The following is a 15,798-nucleotide window of genomic DNA, read 5'->3' as shown; positions in this document are numbered from 1 at the left end:
TGTGAGGTCGATGTTTTGACTGGTTAGTCGTTGTCGGTTGCGTCCCGCTGGGTTTCAACCTTCTCGATGGTCACGAGGAACACGAGCGTGCCCTTTGGTGGGTTGCCGGTGTCCCCTGGGGATTCCTCGCCGTAGGCTTTATCCCCCGGGATCGTGAGCAATACCGTGGTGCCGGCCTTGAGGCCTTCGAGGCCTTCCGTCCAGCCTTGAATAACCTGGTTGAGCCCGAACGTGCTTGGTTCAGGTGCGTCGAAGTTACCGTCGAACTGTTTGGCATCGGACCATTTAGCGCCGGAGTAGCGCACCGTCAGCATGGATTCCTTGGTGGCCTTAGGCCCCTTGGTGCCTTCGTCGATGACGTCGACCTGGAGTTTCTTAGGTGCGTCAGATTCAGGGATGGTTACCGTGTAGGTGTCTTTCTTACCCTTGTCTAAGCTTGGCTTATCGCCCTTTTCCGAAGACTTCTTCCACTTCACTGACGGGTCTTTCGCATCCTCAACATGGATGACCCACAACTGCGGGCTGTCAACGCTAGGCGAGGTGATGAAGTAAGCGATGTCGGAGCCTACGGTCGCTTCTTTGAGACCGTCGTAGAGCCCTTCAACACCAACGAGTGCGTCCTTGTCGAGTGTGAGCGCTTGCGGCTGCTTGAAGCTACCCGGCTGCAGTTCCTTGCCCGTTTCTGCATCGAAGGTCGCCAGACGCAACTGGACGCTCTGACCGTCCTTAAGCTTGGCGCCATCACCCTTGTTGACGAGCTTGGCTGTGGCTTTTTCGCCCTTGAGCGGGTTCTTGAAGTCCGCTGCGACTTTGTCTTTGCCCTCATGGGTGATCTTCACGGAGTCCAAGTCAGCAGGTGCGCCAGTGTTTCCCTTGTCCGTGTCTTGTTCTGTTGTTTGAAGTTGACTATCTCCGGACGCCGAGCTAGCGGGTTCATCTTTGGAGCCCGAGCATGCGGCCAAAGACAGGGCCAGGGTGCCGACTAGGGTTGCAGTCGCTAGTTTGCGCACTGAAAACCTTCCTTCGCAGTATGAGCAGAGACGAGGGTGGATATTCGTGGGTTAACTCTACAGTCCACCTGGGACCATGTTTCGCGCGGGAAGTGAAGCGAAAACTGTGTCGATGTCGGTGCCGGCGTTCTCTACGCCACGCACGTGTTCGCCGGAGCCAAGCGATTCCCGGTTCAGAGGAAGTGCACCGATCAGCTCCGCCGCTGCCTGCGATGTCGCCTCAAGCGGGTCTGGCATGAGCACTTTCGTTTCGGCAGTATCTGTGAGCCGGAAGCTCATCCAATCAGCTTTATACCCTGCCCCGCACGCCTTAGCTGCAGCGATCAACGCACCGCGTGAGAATGCCCGTGTGGTGCGCGGTGGGTTGGTACGTGCGTGTTCAACCGCATCGGGTGCTGTTATCCGCTCCAAGAGACCGGCGGCTTCCAGTTTTTCTTGCAACGAGGAACTACCCGGTTGGGCCAGCTCATGATAAGCGAGTTCGAGGCGGCGCATGGAGGCGTGGCTCCAGTCCACTCCGCGGCGGGCAACATTGCGTTCTAGGAGTCTGCGTTTAGCCTCAAAATCTAAAGTTGTGGCAACAGTGCTGAGGTCTTCAGCCTGCCACGCATCCAAGGTTCGGCGCCACAACGTCAGTGCGGTGGCCATCAGCGGGTCACGCTCCACAGCCCCACTTCGTTGAGCGTGAGCTGCGGCTTGTTCATAGAAATACTCCTGAACATCTACAGCGCTGAGCCGGCGGCCGCTGTCGAAGTTCACAAGCGTGCGCCCGTCCGCGTCATCAGACACGGCACGTAGCGCATCCACCGGATGCGCTATCTCACCAAGATCAGACCCGCCACCGGCCTCGAGCCAATCCAAAACAAGCCACGTCGAAGCGACCTTCAATAAGGTGGAAGCCTCAGACACATTGGTGTCGCCCACAATCACGTGCAGACGCCGGTGCTTAGCCGCATCCGCATGTGGTTCATCGCGGGTGTTGATCATCGGGCGGGAACGGGTCGAACCTGAGGAAACGGCCTCCCACATGTGCCGGGCGCGCGGAGAGAGCACATAGCGGGGTTTGTCATCGAACAAACGGATATGGCCTGAGCCGCATAGCAACGGGCGTGTTACCAAAAAAGGGATGAGCGTATGGGCCAGCCGGGCAGCAGCCAGCTTACGCGGGATCATATAGTTCTCGTGGCAGCCGAAAGCGTTACCGGCGGAGTCCACGTTATTACGCAACAGGTGCACGGTCCCTGGATGGGGTGAATCCTCCCAGGAGTCCTCGGCTATCCGTGCAAGCTGTTCCAGGGTCCGCGCCCCTGCACGGTCCTGTTCGAGCACCTCGCCCAGCATCGAGCATTCGGCGGTAGCAACCTCGGGGTGGGACCCGACATCCAGATAGAGCCGCGAACCGTTCGGTAGGAACACCGAGGTCGCTCGTCCCCATTCGATCACCGGCTGAAATAAATGCTTGGCAACCTCATCGACCTCAGGGGCACGCCCGCTACGAGCGCTGTAGGCAAGACCGTATTCGGTTTCCAAGCCCACAATCCGGTTCGCGGCAGGGTACTGCTGGCTCACTGCCCGCCCTTTTGCACGTAGCCGGAAACGAACTCGGAAGCGTTGCTTTCCAATAATCCGTCGATCTCATCGAGGATCGAATCCACGCCTGCGTCCTGACCCTGCGTGTTGATCTGCGGGGTGTCCGCGGTTTCGTTGCTCTGTTCCGCGGGTGATTCGCTCTGTTGGTTGATGCGTTCCTGGGCCATGTTCTACTCCCTACTTCCCTATGCCGTTTCAGTTCCCGGTGGTCTTTGCATGCCGGTTGCTGTGTGCCTCCATGCTACAAACCCGCCTGTTAGAGGGCGTGCGGGTCGCTCGCGCTCGCCGTGTGTGCGTTCATTGATGCGTTGATGGATGAACAGAATTCGCCCAAGCGGAATTCGTTCGGGGATGTGGCGCTGACTTCCTCGCAGGTGCCCGCCCACGGCACGGGCATGTCGATGCGTTCGATGGGGCCGTTGGCTTCGAAGGTCAGGCTCTCCCACGATGCGGCGTTCAGTTGGCTACCGAAGGTTGTCACGGCCTGGCCACGGGCCCACGCGCGTGTGTTGGCAGGTGGTGTGGTCATTGCCGTAACGATATCGGCCTCCGCAAGCACGGTTTCTGCTTTGCCGGCGCGCTCAAGTGCCCACGCTAGGCCTTTACCTTCCCTCATGTCAGACCATTGCAGGTCGATGAGCTTGAGCTGGTCTGCTTCCCAGGCGTCCGGATCCTCAACGTCGAGCCCGCCACGAGCGGCATAGGCCCGCAGTAGCGCGTATTTACCGCGCCATTCAACTAACCGGTCAGCGACAGTGTCGTTAGCACGCAACGCATCGATCACCCGCCGCCATAGTGGCAACACCTCGCGCTCCGCTCCGGTAGCCTCGGCGTCGCTTGCGGCGTAGGCTTCCGCCGCTTCGAGATAGCTCTCCTGGATATCAAGCGCACTCACGCGCTGGCCATCAATCGTTGGCACCTGAACGTGCAATGCAGGGTCGTGGGAGAAAATTTTCACCGCGGCCACCGGATCAACAATCTCAACGCGCGGGCATCGGCCTGCTTCGATGAGACGCAAAACCCAGTTGGTTGCACCCATACGGAGGCGAGCGGAAACACCCCAACAATTCGCATCCCCCACAATCACGTGCAAGCGGCGAAAACGACTATGTTGAGCATGCGGCTCATCCCGCGTGTTCACCAGTGGGCGCCGCAGAGTGGTTTCCAACCCTACGCGCTGCTCAAAATAGTCGGCACGCTGGGAGACCTGAAAACCCGGTTTCTCACCGAACTGCCCCAAACCAACCCGGCCGGAGCCGCAGACGATATGCCGAGTAGCGAAGAACGGCAGCAGGCCTGACACGAGGGCATCGAACGGTAACGCACGCGGGGTCAGATAATTCTCGTGCGTTCCATACGAGGCACCCTTACCGTCCACATTGTTCTTGTGCAGAAGAATCTCGTGCCCGATGCGCCCGCTAGCGATCCGCGCCGCCGCGCCCGCCAGGCGGTCACCTGCCTGATCCCACACCGCGGCATCGTAGGAGTTCGTGCTCTCCGGGGAGGAATATTCGGGGTGAGCGTGATCCACATAGAAGCGGGCACCGTTACCCAAAACCGAGTTCATCAGAATCCTGCCCGAACCACCCTTAGCCGCAGCCCCTGCGGCAACTGAGGTCCCTTCATGGGTCAGCTGGGATTCGTGGGCGTCTGCGCGCCTCATCGAAAAGCCGCGGGCGTCATCAAGCGGCCGCTCATGCAGGTAATCCCACGGGGCGGCAGCGCTTGCTGAGCCGAGCTGTTCGAGTGCCTCCCCCATCGCGGTCACTACCGCCGCGGAGAGCTGTGTTGGTGTCAGCCCGGAACCGGGGGCGATGACCCCGTATTCGGTCTCGGTGCCCATGATCCGTTCACCGGGTGCCCGCCCTACTAGTCCGGCGGCTACTAAACCAACCGGGACGTGTTGTTGGATCGTACTCACGCGTGTGGTCTCTGCTTTTTGGTTCCTCACTGATCCCCTGCCGGTTCCGTTTCTTCGCCGTTTTCTTCACCGTTCTCTAGGCGGCGCACGCTCACGATGCGGGTTCCGGTTGGTGTGTTTAGCCCCAGGATGCGGGCCCATTCGTCCGGTGAGCCTTGCGTTGGCATGTGGCCGGAGTGCGTGAACTCGTCTTGGACCGCTGAACGCAGAAGGCCCGCGTCGAGGCCGGTCTCTCCGCCGTTGATCTCGCGTTTGATGGCGGCACGCTTTGCGCGGTCAACGATTGCTTTGACAACTGCGCCGGAGATCAGCTGGGCTCTGCCGATGTAGTGGGGTTGGCCGTCGGTATCGAGACATTCGAACAATGGAGCGTCAGCATCGAAGATTTCGTGTGCCACCACCTCACACAGATGCGCTGCCGCCGCCGCTGCATCGACGTGTTGGGTGAGCTCAGTCCGTGCGATTGGTGTGTCTTCGTTCAGGTAGCGCTGCAAAATATCGAGTGTCGCGGCGCGGTCGGGCCTCTCGATACGCACTTTGACGTCCAGGCGTCCAGGCCGTAACACCGCCGGGTCAAGCATGTCGGCGCGGTTGGTCGCGCCGATTACGAGCACATTCGATAGCTTCTCTACCCCATCGATCTCCGCGAGCAACTGCGGGACGATCGTGGTTTCAACGTCTGAGGACACGCCGGTGCCGCGGGTGCGGAAGAGCGCGTCCATCTCGTCAAAGAACACCACGACGGGGTGGCCGGCTGCCGCTTGATCGCGGGCTTGGTCGAAAATCAACCGGATGTGGCGTTCGGTTTCACCTACGAACTTGTCGAGCAGTTCGGGGCCTTTGACATTGAGGAAGTAAGCGGATGATCCGGTTTGTTCGCTCAAGGCATGGGCGACCGCTTGGGCGATCATCGTCTTGCCTGTCCCTGGAGGCCCGTAGAGCAAAACCCCGCGTGGGGCTTCAAGCCCGTAGGCCGCGAATTTCTCGCGGTGAATGAACGGCAGCTCGATGGCATCGCGAACCTGGGTGATCTGCTGATCCAGTCCGCCGATCATCTGGTAGGTCGTTTGTGGAACCTCGGCCAATTGCAGGCCTGACGTGCCTGAGTCCACCGTGACCGTGGCGAGGGCCATGTCCGTCTTCGGGTCAACGACCACGAGCTCACCGGCCCGGACTCCGCGGCGGGCCAGCTCGGTAGCCGCGCGGACTACGAGCCGTTCGCCTGTGCGGGTTGAAACGACAATCTTATCCGCGCCCAGAGTATCGGCCACGGTCATGACAGTCCCGGTTTCTCGCCGCCCAAGAACAGCCACGACTATGAGGGACTCGTTGACTAGAACATCCGCACCAGGAACAACGTGCGCATCGTCCAGCAGGGGTGAAATGCTGGTGCGCACGGTTCTTCCGGCGTGCAGGATGTCCACCCCGGCAGCTGCTGCCCCTGGGATTGCACGCGTGCGGTCCGTGATCGCTTCGTGGCGAGCCAGCACTACCGCGTGAGTCAGCGGGAAGTCCCCGTCCCGCTCCAGCGAAGCTCGTAAACCGTCGATTGCTTCGCGTGAGCGGCGCAACGCATCTACTAGCCGCGCGTTTTGTCGGCTCAGGTCCTCTGCCCTGCGCGATAACTCGACGTTGCGGCTACGCACGTCGGAGAGTTCGTTGGAAGAACTCTGCCTGGGTTCCGGCGAAGGTGGCGGTGTTGATGGTTGATCGCTCATGCATCCACCCTACGTGTTGCCCAGCAAGGCAAGCACGATGGTGAGTGTAGCTTCGGCAGTCGATGCGCCGTGCCGCGAGAGGGCGCAGCCTAGTCTTCGGGCTGGGTGGCGTGGGTTCCGTTAGCTTAGGTTTCGTTAGCTTAGGTTCCGCTGACGTCCGTCCCGTTGACTTCGCTTCCGCTGCCTGCATCTGGAAGATCAGCGCCGGCGGCTCGGCCCATCGCTACCGCGTCGCGCGCTGAGCGGCGCAGTTTCTTGGCTGAAAGGCCACGCTCCCCTAGTCCTTCGGCTGTCCAGGCTTCTGGGTCGTGATCAGCGGTCCAAGCGGAAACATCCTCAGCCGGGAAGGTCACGTCTTTGACACGCCGAGACCCTGGAATACCTACGGCCCCGTCAGCGAGCCGGCGGGTAGTCATCAGAAAACCGGTGTGGGCAACCATGCGGTGATCAGGCCGGACAGCCAAACCTTCTACGTGCCAGCCGCGCACCATCGATTCAAAGGCCTCAGGTTCGGTGAAACGGCCGTCGGAGCGGATCGCTTCGATCACGCGGGAAAGTTGCGTTACGGTCGCGACATAGTTAACCCATACCCCACCTGGAGCCAGAACGGTGGCTACCGCATCCAGGCATTCCCAAGGCGAGAGCATATCCAGCACCACGCGGTCCACACTGCCTGGCTTGTGCTCTTCGACCACACGATCCTGGAAGTCCCCCAACGATAGTCGGAAAGAGGGCGGAACTTCACCGAACATCGCGGCGATGTTGCCGCGAGCGATATCCGCGAACTCTTCACGGCGCTCAAAGGAATGCACAAGGCCCGTATCGCCAACCGCACGCAACAAAGAAATCGTCAACGCGCCCGAACCGATGCCGGCTTCCACCACGCGCGCACCCGGGTAGATGTCCCCCATCGTCACGATCTGGCCGGCGTCTTTCGGGTACACCACTGTCGCGCCGCGCGGCATCGACAAAACGAAATCTTTCAAAAGTGGACGCAACGCCTGATACCGAACACCTTCGGAGTTCTCGATGACGCTGCCTTCTGGTTGGCCGAGCAACTGATCGTGGAACAAAACACCAACGTGGGTGTGGAACTCCCCGCCCTCTTTGAGGGTCAGTGTGTGTACGCGGCGGCGCTCGTCTGTGACTTGCACCCTGTCGCCCACTTTGAACGGTCCGCGACGGTGCTGGGCACCTACAGCCACTATTTAAGTCCTTTCGCTCAGCGCCCTTCGAGCGCCTTGACAACGCTTTCGCGACGCACAGCACCAATGCATTGCTGCTGCGAGTCCACTACCAGCACCGTCCCCGTCTCAGAATCAAGTGCGGCACGAGCCAAAATATCACCATCTGATTCAGCGGAGACTACATGGGCGTCCATCGCGTCCATCACAACATGCATCACTGGCGTGCCTGCATACACAGCAGGAAGCATGTTCTGAAGCGGTTCCGGGCGCACACGGTACAAGTGCGTTCCGTCTTGGCTTAGGACCAGGACAACGGTGTCGTCAAAGACCCCTGCCTCAACCGCATCGGCCACTGAAGCGTGAGGAGCAAGGCGCACGACGGGGCTGATCAACTGCCCGGCCTGCATGCCTTCGATCCGCAAACGGAAGTGCCCCAACCGAACTGACTTGACCGCTCCATCAAGCAGCGGAACGATCATGACCAACAGCATCAGAAGCGTCACGAACTTGGTGTTGTGTTGGGCCTGCACCAAGAACACGATAACGCTGACTCCGCCAGCCAAAGCGAGAATCCCGCCGATCCACCCGGCAACGATCGTGCCGATCGGCTGGCGCCCGGCGATACCCCACACGATTGACTCAACTACCCTGCCGCCATCCAGGGGTAGGCCTGGTAAGAGGTTGAACACGCCGATCGCGAGGTTCGCGATGACCGTCATCATGATGAAGAACTTCAGCGGCCCATCGGGAAGTTGGGCTCCCAGCCAGATGGGTGAATAGATGATCGCTGCAAGGGCAAGGTTGGTGAGCGGCCCCACGATCGAGACGAAGAACGATTGCGACGCTTTCGGTTTCGTCGTATCGAAGCTCGTGTGCCCGCCCCACAGCGTGACTTCGATGCCCGTGGTTTTCCAACCGAGTGCCTTAGCGACGAGCGCGTGGGCGACCTCGTGGATGAGAACCGAGAACATGAGGGCGACTGTCTGTAGAAGCCCCAAGATGATCGCTACAGCGGTAGTGGTTCCTGGCAGCCAGTCTTGGACCACCACAACCACGGCGATGGGAAGGACTAAGGCTACGAAGAACCAGGATGTGGATAGTGAAACGGGTACGCCACCGATACTCCCGAGCGGGAGCGGACGGTTGTACCACGGCTGGGTGGCACCTTCGGTAGGCATGACTCATATCTTAGGTCCTAAAACGCGAACCGATTAATCGGTTGGTCTTTTCACTCGCCGAGAGGGTGACTAGGGTAACGAATAAATGCTTGAAGGTGAGGAGACTGAGCACGTGAGCAGTGACCGTGAGAGCACTCAACCGCTCGAATCATTACCGTATGAGTCGGTGCCGTTTGATTCGGTCAAGGAGTGGGTGCGCGCCCAGCCAGTCTCGGGTTCGAGTACGGATAAGTTGCGTCCGGCTGTTTTGATCGCGGCTTTCGGTGGCTTTGAGAACGCTGGCCACGCCGCGACCAGTGCCGTGGAATGGATTCTTGAACATGTCGATTCAACCTTGGCGGCCAAGTTAGATCCTGAAGAATATTACGACTTCCTCGTCAATCGACCTTCACGTGTTGCAGGTGTCAACGGAAACCTTAAACTCGCTTGGCCTACTACGCGGTTGTATCGGTTCCGCACCCCGACCGGTTTGGACGTCGTGGTTGCTCTGGGCCCGGAACCTAACATGCGGTGGATCTCGTTTGTTGGTGAGGTTTTGATGCACGCCGAAGCCCTGAACGTTGTTATGGTCACAGCCTTGCACGCCACCGCTGAACAGATACCTCATTCAGCGAACGTCCAGGCGCGCTTGACCTCTGACTCTCGGGCTCTGCGTTCGCTGACTTCAGCGGATCGTTCGGTGGATGTGGGCCCTGCCGGCATTGTTTCGGTGCTTTCGGATACCGCGTGGGCGGCGGGTCTACCTGTTCTGGATGTGTGGGTTGATGTGCCGCGCTATGTTGCCGCGCTGCAGGATCCGAAGGCCCAGATCGCTCTGATTGCGGCGCTCGATGAGCATTTCGGTTTGGATCTGCCAACCGATAGTTTGCGCGCACACGCCGAAGAGTGGGAAGAGGCCCTCGATGCCGCGGCCGCGGAAGACCCGCGGCTGGCAACTCTCTTTTCGGAGCTTAAACAACAACATGCACAGACCGAACAGGAGACTCCGCAGGAGCGCATCGATGGGGAGGCCATTGCGGAAGAGCTCCGCCGCTACCTTTCTGGCCGCGACGACCTCACGTCCTAGAAAGTCCTAGTTCCCGGCAGGCTGCAGTTCGATACCCAGTAGAGCATTGACGGCGTCTGCGACCAAGCGAGCGGCCGCATCGGAAGTAGCTGGCCCATCGTGCGTTGCCGCGGCCCATTCATCGAGTGCGGCCAAGGCAGCTGGCGCATCGAGGTCGTTGGCAAGTGCGGCCCGCACGCGAGCGAGCACGTCCTCCGCCTGCTGCTGGGTGCTGCGGCCCAGGGCGCTCTCCCACGTTGCGATGCGCTGGTCGGCGCGTTCCAGATCTTCGTGTTCGAAAGACCAGTCGTCACGGTAGTGATGATCCAGGATAACCGCGCGGATCGCTCGTGGATCGCGCCCTTCGGAGGTCAGCTTTGAGACGAGCACAAGGTTGCCGAGCGATTTCGACATCTTGACCCCGTCAAGGCCAACCATGCCGGTGTGTGCGTAGTGTTCGGCAAGACGGTGACCGGAAACAGCGGCCGTATGGCCTGCAGAGAACTCGTGGTGCGGGAAGATGAGGTCGTTACCGCCGGCCTGGACGGTGAGCGGACCGTCGTTGAGGCGGGCCGCCATGACGGAGCATTCGATGTGCCAGCCGGGCCGGCCGTCACCGAGGGTCCCGCCGTCCCAGGATGGTTCCCCTTCGCGGGCCACCCGCCACAACAGCGGATCCAACGGGTCGCGTTTACCTGGACGGTCCGGGTCGCCGCCACGTTCGGCGAAGAACTCGTTCATGGTTTCGGCGTCGTAGTGAGACACGTCCCCCAACCGCCATGCGTCCGTTGCTGCTGCCGCGGAGTCGAAGTAGACATCCCCGTCTGGCTCACCGGCCGCACCGCGCACACGGTAGGCGACACCGTCGGCGAGCATCTTCTCAACGCCTTCAACAACCCACGGGATCGCGGCAACCGCGCCCATGTAGTGCTGCGGTGGGATGACCCGTAGCGCCTCCATGTCGCCGCGGAACAGGTTGGTCTGGTCTTCAGCGAGCCATTCCCAATCCACGCCGGTATCGTTGGCCCGCTCCAGGAGCGGGTCGTCGATGTCGGTCACGTTTTGAATGTAGTTCACTTCAAGGCCAGCATCGAGCCACTGCCGGATCAGCAGGTCAAAGGTCACATACGTTGAGGCGTGCCCTAAGTGTGTGGCGTCATAAGGGGTGATACCGCACACGTAGATGGATGCACGATCGTTCGTCTTGACCTCTTCGATCTTTCCTGTCGAGGTATCGAACAACCGCATCGCTGGTGGTTGTCCGGGGACCTGAGGAACGTGTGGTCGTGGCCAAGACTGCACGGGCTCTCCTTACGTTACGGGGTGGAACGCGGGCATAACACTTATCATTCGAGGCTACCGTGTGGCTCGCCCGTTTAGACCGTTGGGTCGATGAGGTTAAGACCGAGCAGGACGAACAGGATGAAGCCCAGCGCGATGCGGTACCACACGAACAGGCGGAACGAGTGGGTTGAGATGTAGCGCAGCAGCCATCCGATCACTACGAAACCGACGATGAACGCGATGACGGTCGCCAACGCGGTGGGGCCTGCACCGTATGGGCCGTCGAAACCGTCTTTAAGTGCTTTCGCGAGTTTGTAGCCGCCGGAGATCATGACCGCGGGGATCGCTAGCAGGAATGAGTAGCGGGTAGCGGCTTCACGCGAATAGCCGAGGGCCAAACCACCCGTGATGGTTCCGCCTGAACGGGATACGCCAGGGATCAACGCGAGCGCTTGGAAGAAACCATAGAGAATACCGTGTTTGACGGTGAGGTCTTGTAGCTGTCGGCGTTGTTTACCCAAGGAGTCCGCGGCCGCGAGCAAGAGGCCGAAGAACACGAGCATGAACGCCACGATCCACAGACTGCGGAAGGTTGTGTCGATCTGTTCTTCCAGTAGCAGACCGAGCACGCCGATCGGGATCGAACCGATGATGATCAGCCAACCCATACGCGCGTCGGGGTCATTGCGCGGCATCTTCCCCACGAGCGCTAGGCACCAGTGCTTGATGATCCGCGCGATGTCTCGCCAGAAGAACAGCAAGACCGCGGTCTCGGTGCCTAGCTGGGTGATCGCGGTGAATGCCGCGCCAGGGTCAGACCCGCCAGGCAGGAAAGACCCCGTGATGCGCAAGTGCGCGGATGAAGAGATCGGAAGAAACTCAGTCAGCCCTTGAACGAGGCCGAGGATCGCTGCGTATAACCATTCCACCACTGCAGGGTATCGTGCCGAGCGGACACAACCTAGCTGTTAGTGGTGTGTTCCACCGGACCAACCAGCCAGTTAGCCACAGATTCCATCGCCGATGGGCGTTGCGACGGATGGTGCATACCTGCCGCAACGTCGCGGTAAAGACGCGAGATCTCTGAGGTGCGCGTGAACCCGGCTCCACCAGAGAGTGCTCGGGCGGTCTCGATGTGGGCTTGGGCGGTGTCGGTAGCCATCGTGCGCAATGTCACCCACCGTGCGACTGTTGCCGGGCTCGGGTTGAGTCCAGCATCCAGTTCGTTGACGACTGATTCGACCACTGCATCGAGCGCGATCTGTTTCATGCCGGCCTCCGCGATAAGCGTACGTGGCGCCGGTTGTTGTGAGAGCGCCAGCCCGGTTGAGCGGGATGTGCGTTCATTCGCGCTCGTGCGTGCGAGCTCGAGCGCGCGGTCTGCGATGCCGACGTACACCGAACCGGTGAGGGTCAGGAAGGAGGCGAAGATCGCCGCAACCAGCGGCTCGGTGGCATCCCACGGCTCAAAACGGGTGTGGATGGTCTCTTCTTTCATCCATGCGTCGGTGAGTTTGGTGGCAAATGATCCGGAAGCCCGCATGCCGAGTGCGTCCCATTCCCCGACTCGCTGCACGCCTTCCTGTGGTTCCACGAACCCGTAGAGCAGCTGGCCGTCATGTTTACCCATGACGCCCAGCCGCGTCCACGCCGGACCTAGGGAGGTGAAGACTTTCAGGCCGTTGAGGGTATAGCCGCCTTGCCCTGGGGTCGCTTGAGTGTAGGAGTCCAGCAGCACGGCGTCGTTGCCTGGTTCGGAGACCCCAAAGGCCAATAGTTCGCCTTCGGAAACCCACTGGCGCATGAACGCGAGCCGATCATCGCCCCAGGACCGCAGGATCTTGTCGACGCCGCACCACACCTGGTGCATGTTCACGGCCAGCGCGGTGGCAGGTGCCGCGGCTGCCAGCATCCTTTCGGCGCGCACCAGGTCTGCGAAGCTCCACCCTGCCCCGCCTTCTTCAACTGGCAACGTAGCGGTGAAGTAGCCGGCTTCTGCGAGGTCGCGCACATCCTGGGCCGCGAACTCGTTGTTCTGGTCGTATTCAGGTGCGCGCTCACGCAGGGTTTCTAGCAGGCCGGGAGTCAGGATTGCTGTGACTCGATCAGACACGGTGATGTCCTTTCCGTTCGTGGTAGGGGCTCTATGGGTTGTGGGCGCTAGTAGTCGAGGAGGAATTCGGAGAGTACGGCGCGGCCGAAAGTGATCGATTCGATGGGTACTCGTTCATCGATCCCGTGGAACATGCCGGTGAAGTCTAGTTCGGCTGGGAGCAGGAGTGGAGCGAAGCCGTATCCGTTGATTCCGAGGTCGGCTAGAGCGTTGTTATCGGTTCCTGCGCCGAGCATGTATGGCAGTACGTGGCAGCCGGGGTCGTGGCGGTTCAGTGCCTGCCGCATTGCATCGAAGATGGGGGCATCGATTGGGGCGCTGACTGATGGCCTGTGGTGGTCGATGCTGTAGGTGACGTGTTCTCCTGCGAGTTCAGCGATGCGTTCAAGCGTGGATTCGTGCTTACCGGGTAGCGTGCGCACATCGAGCCGCGCTAGGGCTTCTTGTGGGATGACGTTGTCTTTGTAGCCGGCTTTCAGGACGGTCGGGTTGCTTGTTGTCTGTAGTGTGTTCGCGATGAACTTCACGGTGGGCCCGAGTGCTTCTAGTTGCGGCTGGGGGTTGTCGGGGGCGAATTCTGTGCCGGTGATGTGCGCGATGCCTTCAAGTAGGGCTGTGGTCGCTTCGTTGTATTCGCGGGGCCAGTCATCGCCTGCGATGCGGGCGATAGCGGTGGCCAGGTGCACGATCGGGTTTTCGTGTGTTACGGCGGATCCATGCCCGGCACGGCCGTGGGCGGTGAGTGCGCCCCAGGCGCGGCCTTTCTCGGCGGTTTGGACGAGGTAGACGCGTTCGCCGTTGATGGTGGTTGAGTAGCCTCCGACTTCGCTGATGGCTTCGGTTGCGCCAGCGAATACTTCTGGATAGTTTTTGACCATCCATAGTGCACCGTATTCGCCGCCTGCTTCTTCGTCTGCGAAGAACGCGACGATGAGGTCTCTGCGTGGTTTGAGTCCGCGGCGTGCCATGTCTCGCACGGTGGTGAGGATCATCGCGTTCATGTTTTTCATGTCTACGGCTCCGCGGCCCCAGATCATGTCGTCTTTGATGACTGCTTCGAACGGGTTGACGGACCAGTCTTCGGCTTGTGCTGGTACGACGTCGAGGTGACCGTGCACTACGAGCGCGGGCAGGTCGGGTTCGCGGCCTTCGATGCGGGCTACGACGCTGGCGCGGCCTGGCGCGGACTCATACATTGTGGCTTCGAGGCCGACTTCCTGGAGTAGCTCCATCACATATTTGGCGGCGGGACGTTCATTTGCGGCGTCTGGATAGCTGCCGAGGTTGGTGGTGTCGATGCGGATCAGGTCTCGGCAGATCCTCACTACTTCTTGATCCAGAGATTCCCGTGTACGGGTATCAGGGGCGCGTTCACTGGAGTATCGCGGTTCAGGATTCTGAGGCGTGAGCACGGAGTCTGGCATGCTCTCAAGTCTAGAACCCTGAAGCGTCCTGGGAATGGTGCGCACTTCGGCTCGCGAAGGATTGAACTATGCCCGGGAGGTACTCCGGCGAGTTCAAGGGGAAGAAGCGGGTTGTTCTCTACAGGGACTGTGCATTACTTTCTTTTGCGGCGACGTCTACGTTCACGCCGCTTTCGTACGCGACCTTTCAGCCAGGCGATAGCAGTTGCCCATTCTTCTTTCTGTTTCTTCACCGCCCACTTAGGTAAGAACGGATAAGGAAGAGGGACACCGCCCGCCCCGAGAAAACCAATAAATCCAATAGCTATGCCAGCGTACATTGGCACCCCTACGAACCAGAACAGCACGAACTTCGGCATATCTAGCTGAGCGAGCAATAGCGCCGCCGAAACAGAACCTGCAGCGAGCCATCCATACGGAAATATATACAGGCTTCCAAGACTCCAGACTGAGTCATACCACGCATCAGATTTCGGTTTACGCACAACCTTGACATAGTAAATCCAATACAACACCGCACAAACCAGCAAGACACCCCAGAGTAGATTGTCTTCTGCAGACACTGTCCCTTACCTTCCCGGACTCATTTAGCTCTCCGCCAAGCCGGTTTTCGAATCACTGAGTGGCCTACTTTCTTCTGCGGGAACGCAGGCGGTCCCGCAATTTCTGCATGTACTCTTTGATATAACCTATGGTTCTAACCAAGTCCTCTTTCTGTTTCATCACCGCCCACTTGGGTAAGAACGGATAAGGAAGTGGGACACCGGCTAACCCGAGAAAAGCAATAGCCACACAAAGGATGACACCCCACGGGACCAACTTCAGGAGCCAATATCCCACAACCTTAGGCAAACCGAGCTGCACAAGCAGGAATGTAGCCGAGAGAGAACCAAACATGAGCGCAAGGTAGGGATATAGGTAAAAGCTAAAGACACTCCAGGGCGATTCCCACCACGACTCATTTTTCGGGTTACGTACAACCTTGACATAGTAAATCCAATACAATATCGCCCAAGTAAGCATGGCGACCCAGAATAGATTGTCCCCTAGAGACACTGTCCCCTACCTCCCCGGACTCATTTAGCTCTCCGCCAAGCCGGTTTTCGAATCAGCGAGGGGGCCACTTCCTCTTGCGGAGACGCCTACGTTCACGCCTAATTCGTGCCCGTACCTTTCGCCTGGCTCTGCTCCTCGCCCATTCCTCTCGACGCTGCTTCACAAACCACTTAGGCACCAACGGATAAGGAAGAGGAACACCGCCTGCCCCAAGAAGCCCAATAAAAGAAAGAGCTATGCTGGCGTACATTGGCACCCCTACGAACCAGAAC

The 15,798-nt window shown here is 59.7% G+C and carries 13 protein-coding genes; 1 reads left to right on the top strand and 12 read right to left on the bottom strand.

The features are described 5' to 3' along the window. Nucleotides 1–23 precede the first annotated feature (23 nt). From HMPREF3160_RS00760 to HMPREF3160_RS00730, 7 genes are all read right to left on the bottom strand, one after another. Nucleotides 24–839 (bottom strand): FKBP-type peptidyl-prolyl cis-trans isomerase, encoded by an 816-nt coding sequence (locus HMPREF3160_RS00760; RefSeq protein WP_141739764.1) that lies wholly within the window; start codon nucleotides 837–839, stop codon nucleotides 24–26. Nucleotides 840–1,067: 228 nt separating this feature from the next. Next, on the bottom strand, nucleotides 1,068–2,579 hold the full coding sequence (locus HMPREF3160_RS00755) for a proteasome accessory factor PafA2 family protein (protein WP_070506489.1): 1,512 nt from the start codon (nucleotides 2,577–2,579) through the stop codon (nucleotides 1,068–1,070). After that, nucleotides 2,576–2,767: a ubiquitin-like protein Pup gene (locus HMPREF3160_RS00750; RefSeq protein ID WP_035755288.1), complete on the bottom strand. Its 192-nt coding sequence runs from the start codon at nucleotides 2,765–2,767 to the stop codon at nucleotides 2,576–2,578. Before HMPREF3160_RS00750 ends, HMPREF3160_RS00755 begins: the two co-directional genes overlap by 4 nt. A gap of 89 nt (nucleotides 2,768–2,856) precedes the next feature. Further along, nucleotides 2,857–4,521: a depupylase/deamidase Dop gene (dop, locus tag HMPREF3160_RS00745; RefSeq protein WP_141739763.1), complete on the bottom strand. Its 1,665-nt coding sequence runs from the start codon at nucleotides 4,519–4,521 to the stop codon at nucleotides 2,857–2,859. 26 nt (nucleotides 4,522–4,547) lie between these two features. Then, nucleotides 4,548–6,239, bottom strand: a complete 1,692-nt coding sequence (gene arc, locus HMPREF3160_RS00740) for a proteasome ATPase (RefSeq protein WP_070506484.1) — start codon at nucleotides 6,237–6,239, stop codon at nucleotides 4,548–4,550. 140 nt (nucleotides 6,240–6,379) lie between these two features. Continuing rightward, on the bottom strand, nucleotides 6,380–7,447 hold the full coding sequence (locus tag HMPREF3160_RS00735; RefSeq protein ID WP_070506481.1) for a tRNA (adenine-N1)-methyltransferase: 1,068 nt from the start codon (nucleotides 7,445–7,447) through the stop codon (nucleotides 6,380–6,382). Nucleotides 7,448–7,461: 14 nt separating this feature from the next. Next, the gene (locus HMPREF3160_RS00730; RefSeq protein ID WP_052048325.1) at nucleotides 7,462–8,604 is read right to left on the bottom strand and encodes a site-2 protease family protein; all 1,143 of its coding nucleotides are present in this window, start codon (nucleotides 8,602–8,604) and stop codon (nucleotides 7,462–7,464) included. Between the two features lie 112 nt (nucleotides 8,605–8,716). Here HMPREF3160_RS00730 and HMPREF3160_RS00725 point away from each other — a divergent pair, with 112 nt between their 5' ends. Continuing rightward, complete coding sequence (locus HMPREF3160_RS00725) at nucleotides 8,717–9,670, top strand: PAC2 family protein (RefSeq protein ID WP_176744672.1); 954 nt, start codon at nucleotides 8,717–8,719, stop codon at nucleotides 9,668–9,670. 6 nt (nucleotides 9,671–9,676) lie between these two features. On the opposite strand, the gene mshC is transcribed toward HMPREF3160_RS00725, so the two are convergent. From mshC to HMPREF3160_RS09775, 5 genes are all read right to left on the bottom strand, one after another. Then, the gene (mshC, locus tag HMPREF3160_RS00720) at nucleotides 9,677–10,951 is read right to left on the bottom strand and encodes a cysteine--1-D-myo-inosityl 2-amino-2-deoxy-alpha-D-glucopyranoside ligase (RefSeq protein ID WP_070506475.1); all 1,275 of its coding nucleotides are present in this window, start codon (nucleotides 10,949–10,951) and stop codon (nucleotides 9,677–9,679) included. A gap of 74 nt (nucleotides 10,952–11,025) precedes the next feature. Continuing rightward, on the bottom strand, nucleotides 11,026–11,862 hold the full coding sequence (locus HMPREF3160_RS00715) for an undecaprenyl-diphosphate phosphatase (protein ID WP_070492303.1): 837 nt from the start codon (nucleotides 11,860–11,862) through the stop codon (nucleotides 11,026–11,028). A 32-nt stretch (nucleotides 11,863–11,894) separates the two neighbouring features. Then, nucleotides 11,895–13,046: an acyl-CoA dehydrogenase family protein gene (locus HMPREF3160_RS00710; protein WP_070492071.1), complete on the bottom strand. Its 1,152-nt coding sequence runs from the start codon at nucleotides 13,044–13,046 to the stop codon at nucleotides 11,895–11,897. Nucleotides 13,047–13,093: 47 nt separating this feature from the next. Then, nucleotides 13,094–14,470, bottom strand: coding sequence for a M20/M25/M40 family metallo-hydrolase (locus HMPREF3160_RS00705; protein ID WP_083285215.1), 1,377 nt, complete (start codon nucleotides 14,468–14,470; stop codon nucleotides 13,094–13,096). A gap of 134 nt (nucleotides 14,471–14,604) precedes the next feature. Continuing rightward, nucleotides 14,605–15,033, bottom strand: a complete 429-nt coding sequence (locus tag HMPREF3160_RS09775) for a hypothetical protein (protein ID WP_141739762.1) — start codon at nucleotides 15,031–15,033, stop codon at nucleotides 14,605–14,607. Nucleotides 15,034–15,798: the final 765 nt, after the last annotated feature.

This window comes from Arthrobacter sp. HMSC06H05 (genome assembly GCF_001807395.1).
GTDB lineage: Bacteria > Actinomycetota > Actinomycetes > Actinomycetales > Micrococcaceae > Pseudoglutamicibacter > Pseudoglutamicibacter albus.
This window is presented reverse-complemented; position numbering and strand designations above follow the sequence as displayed.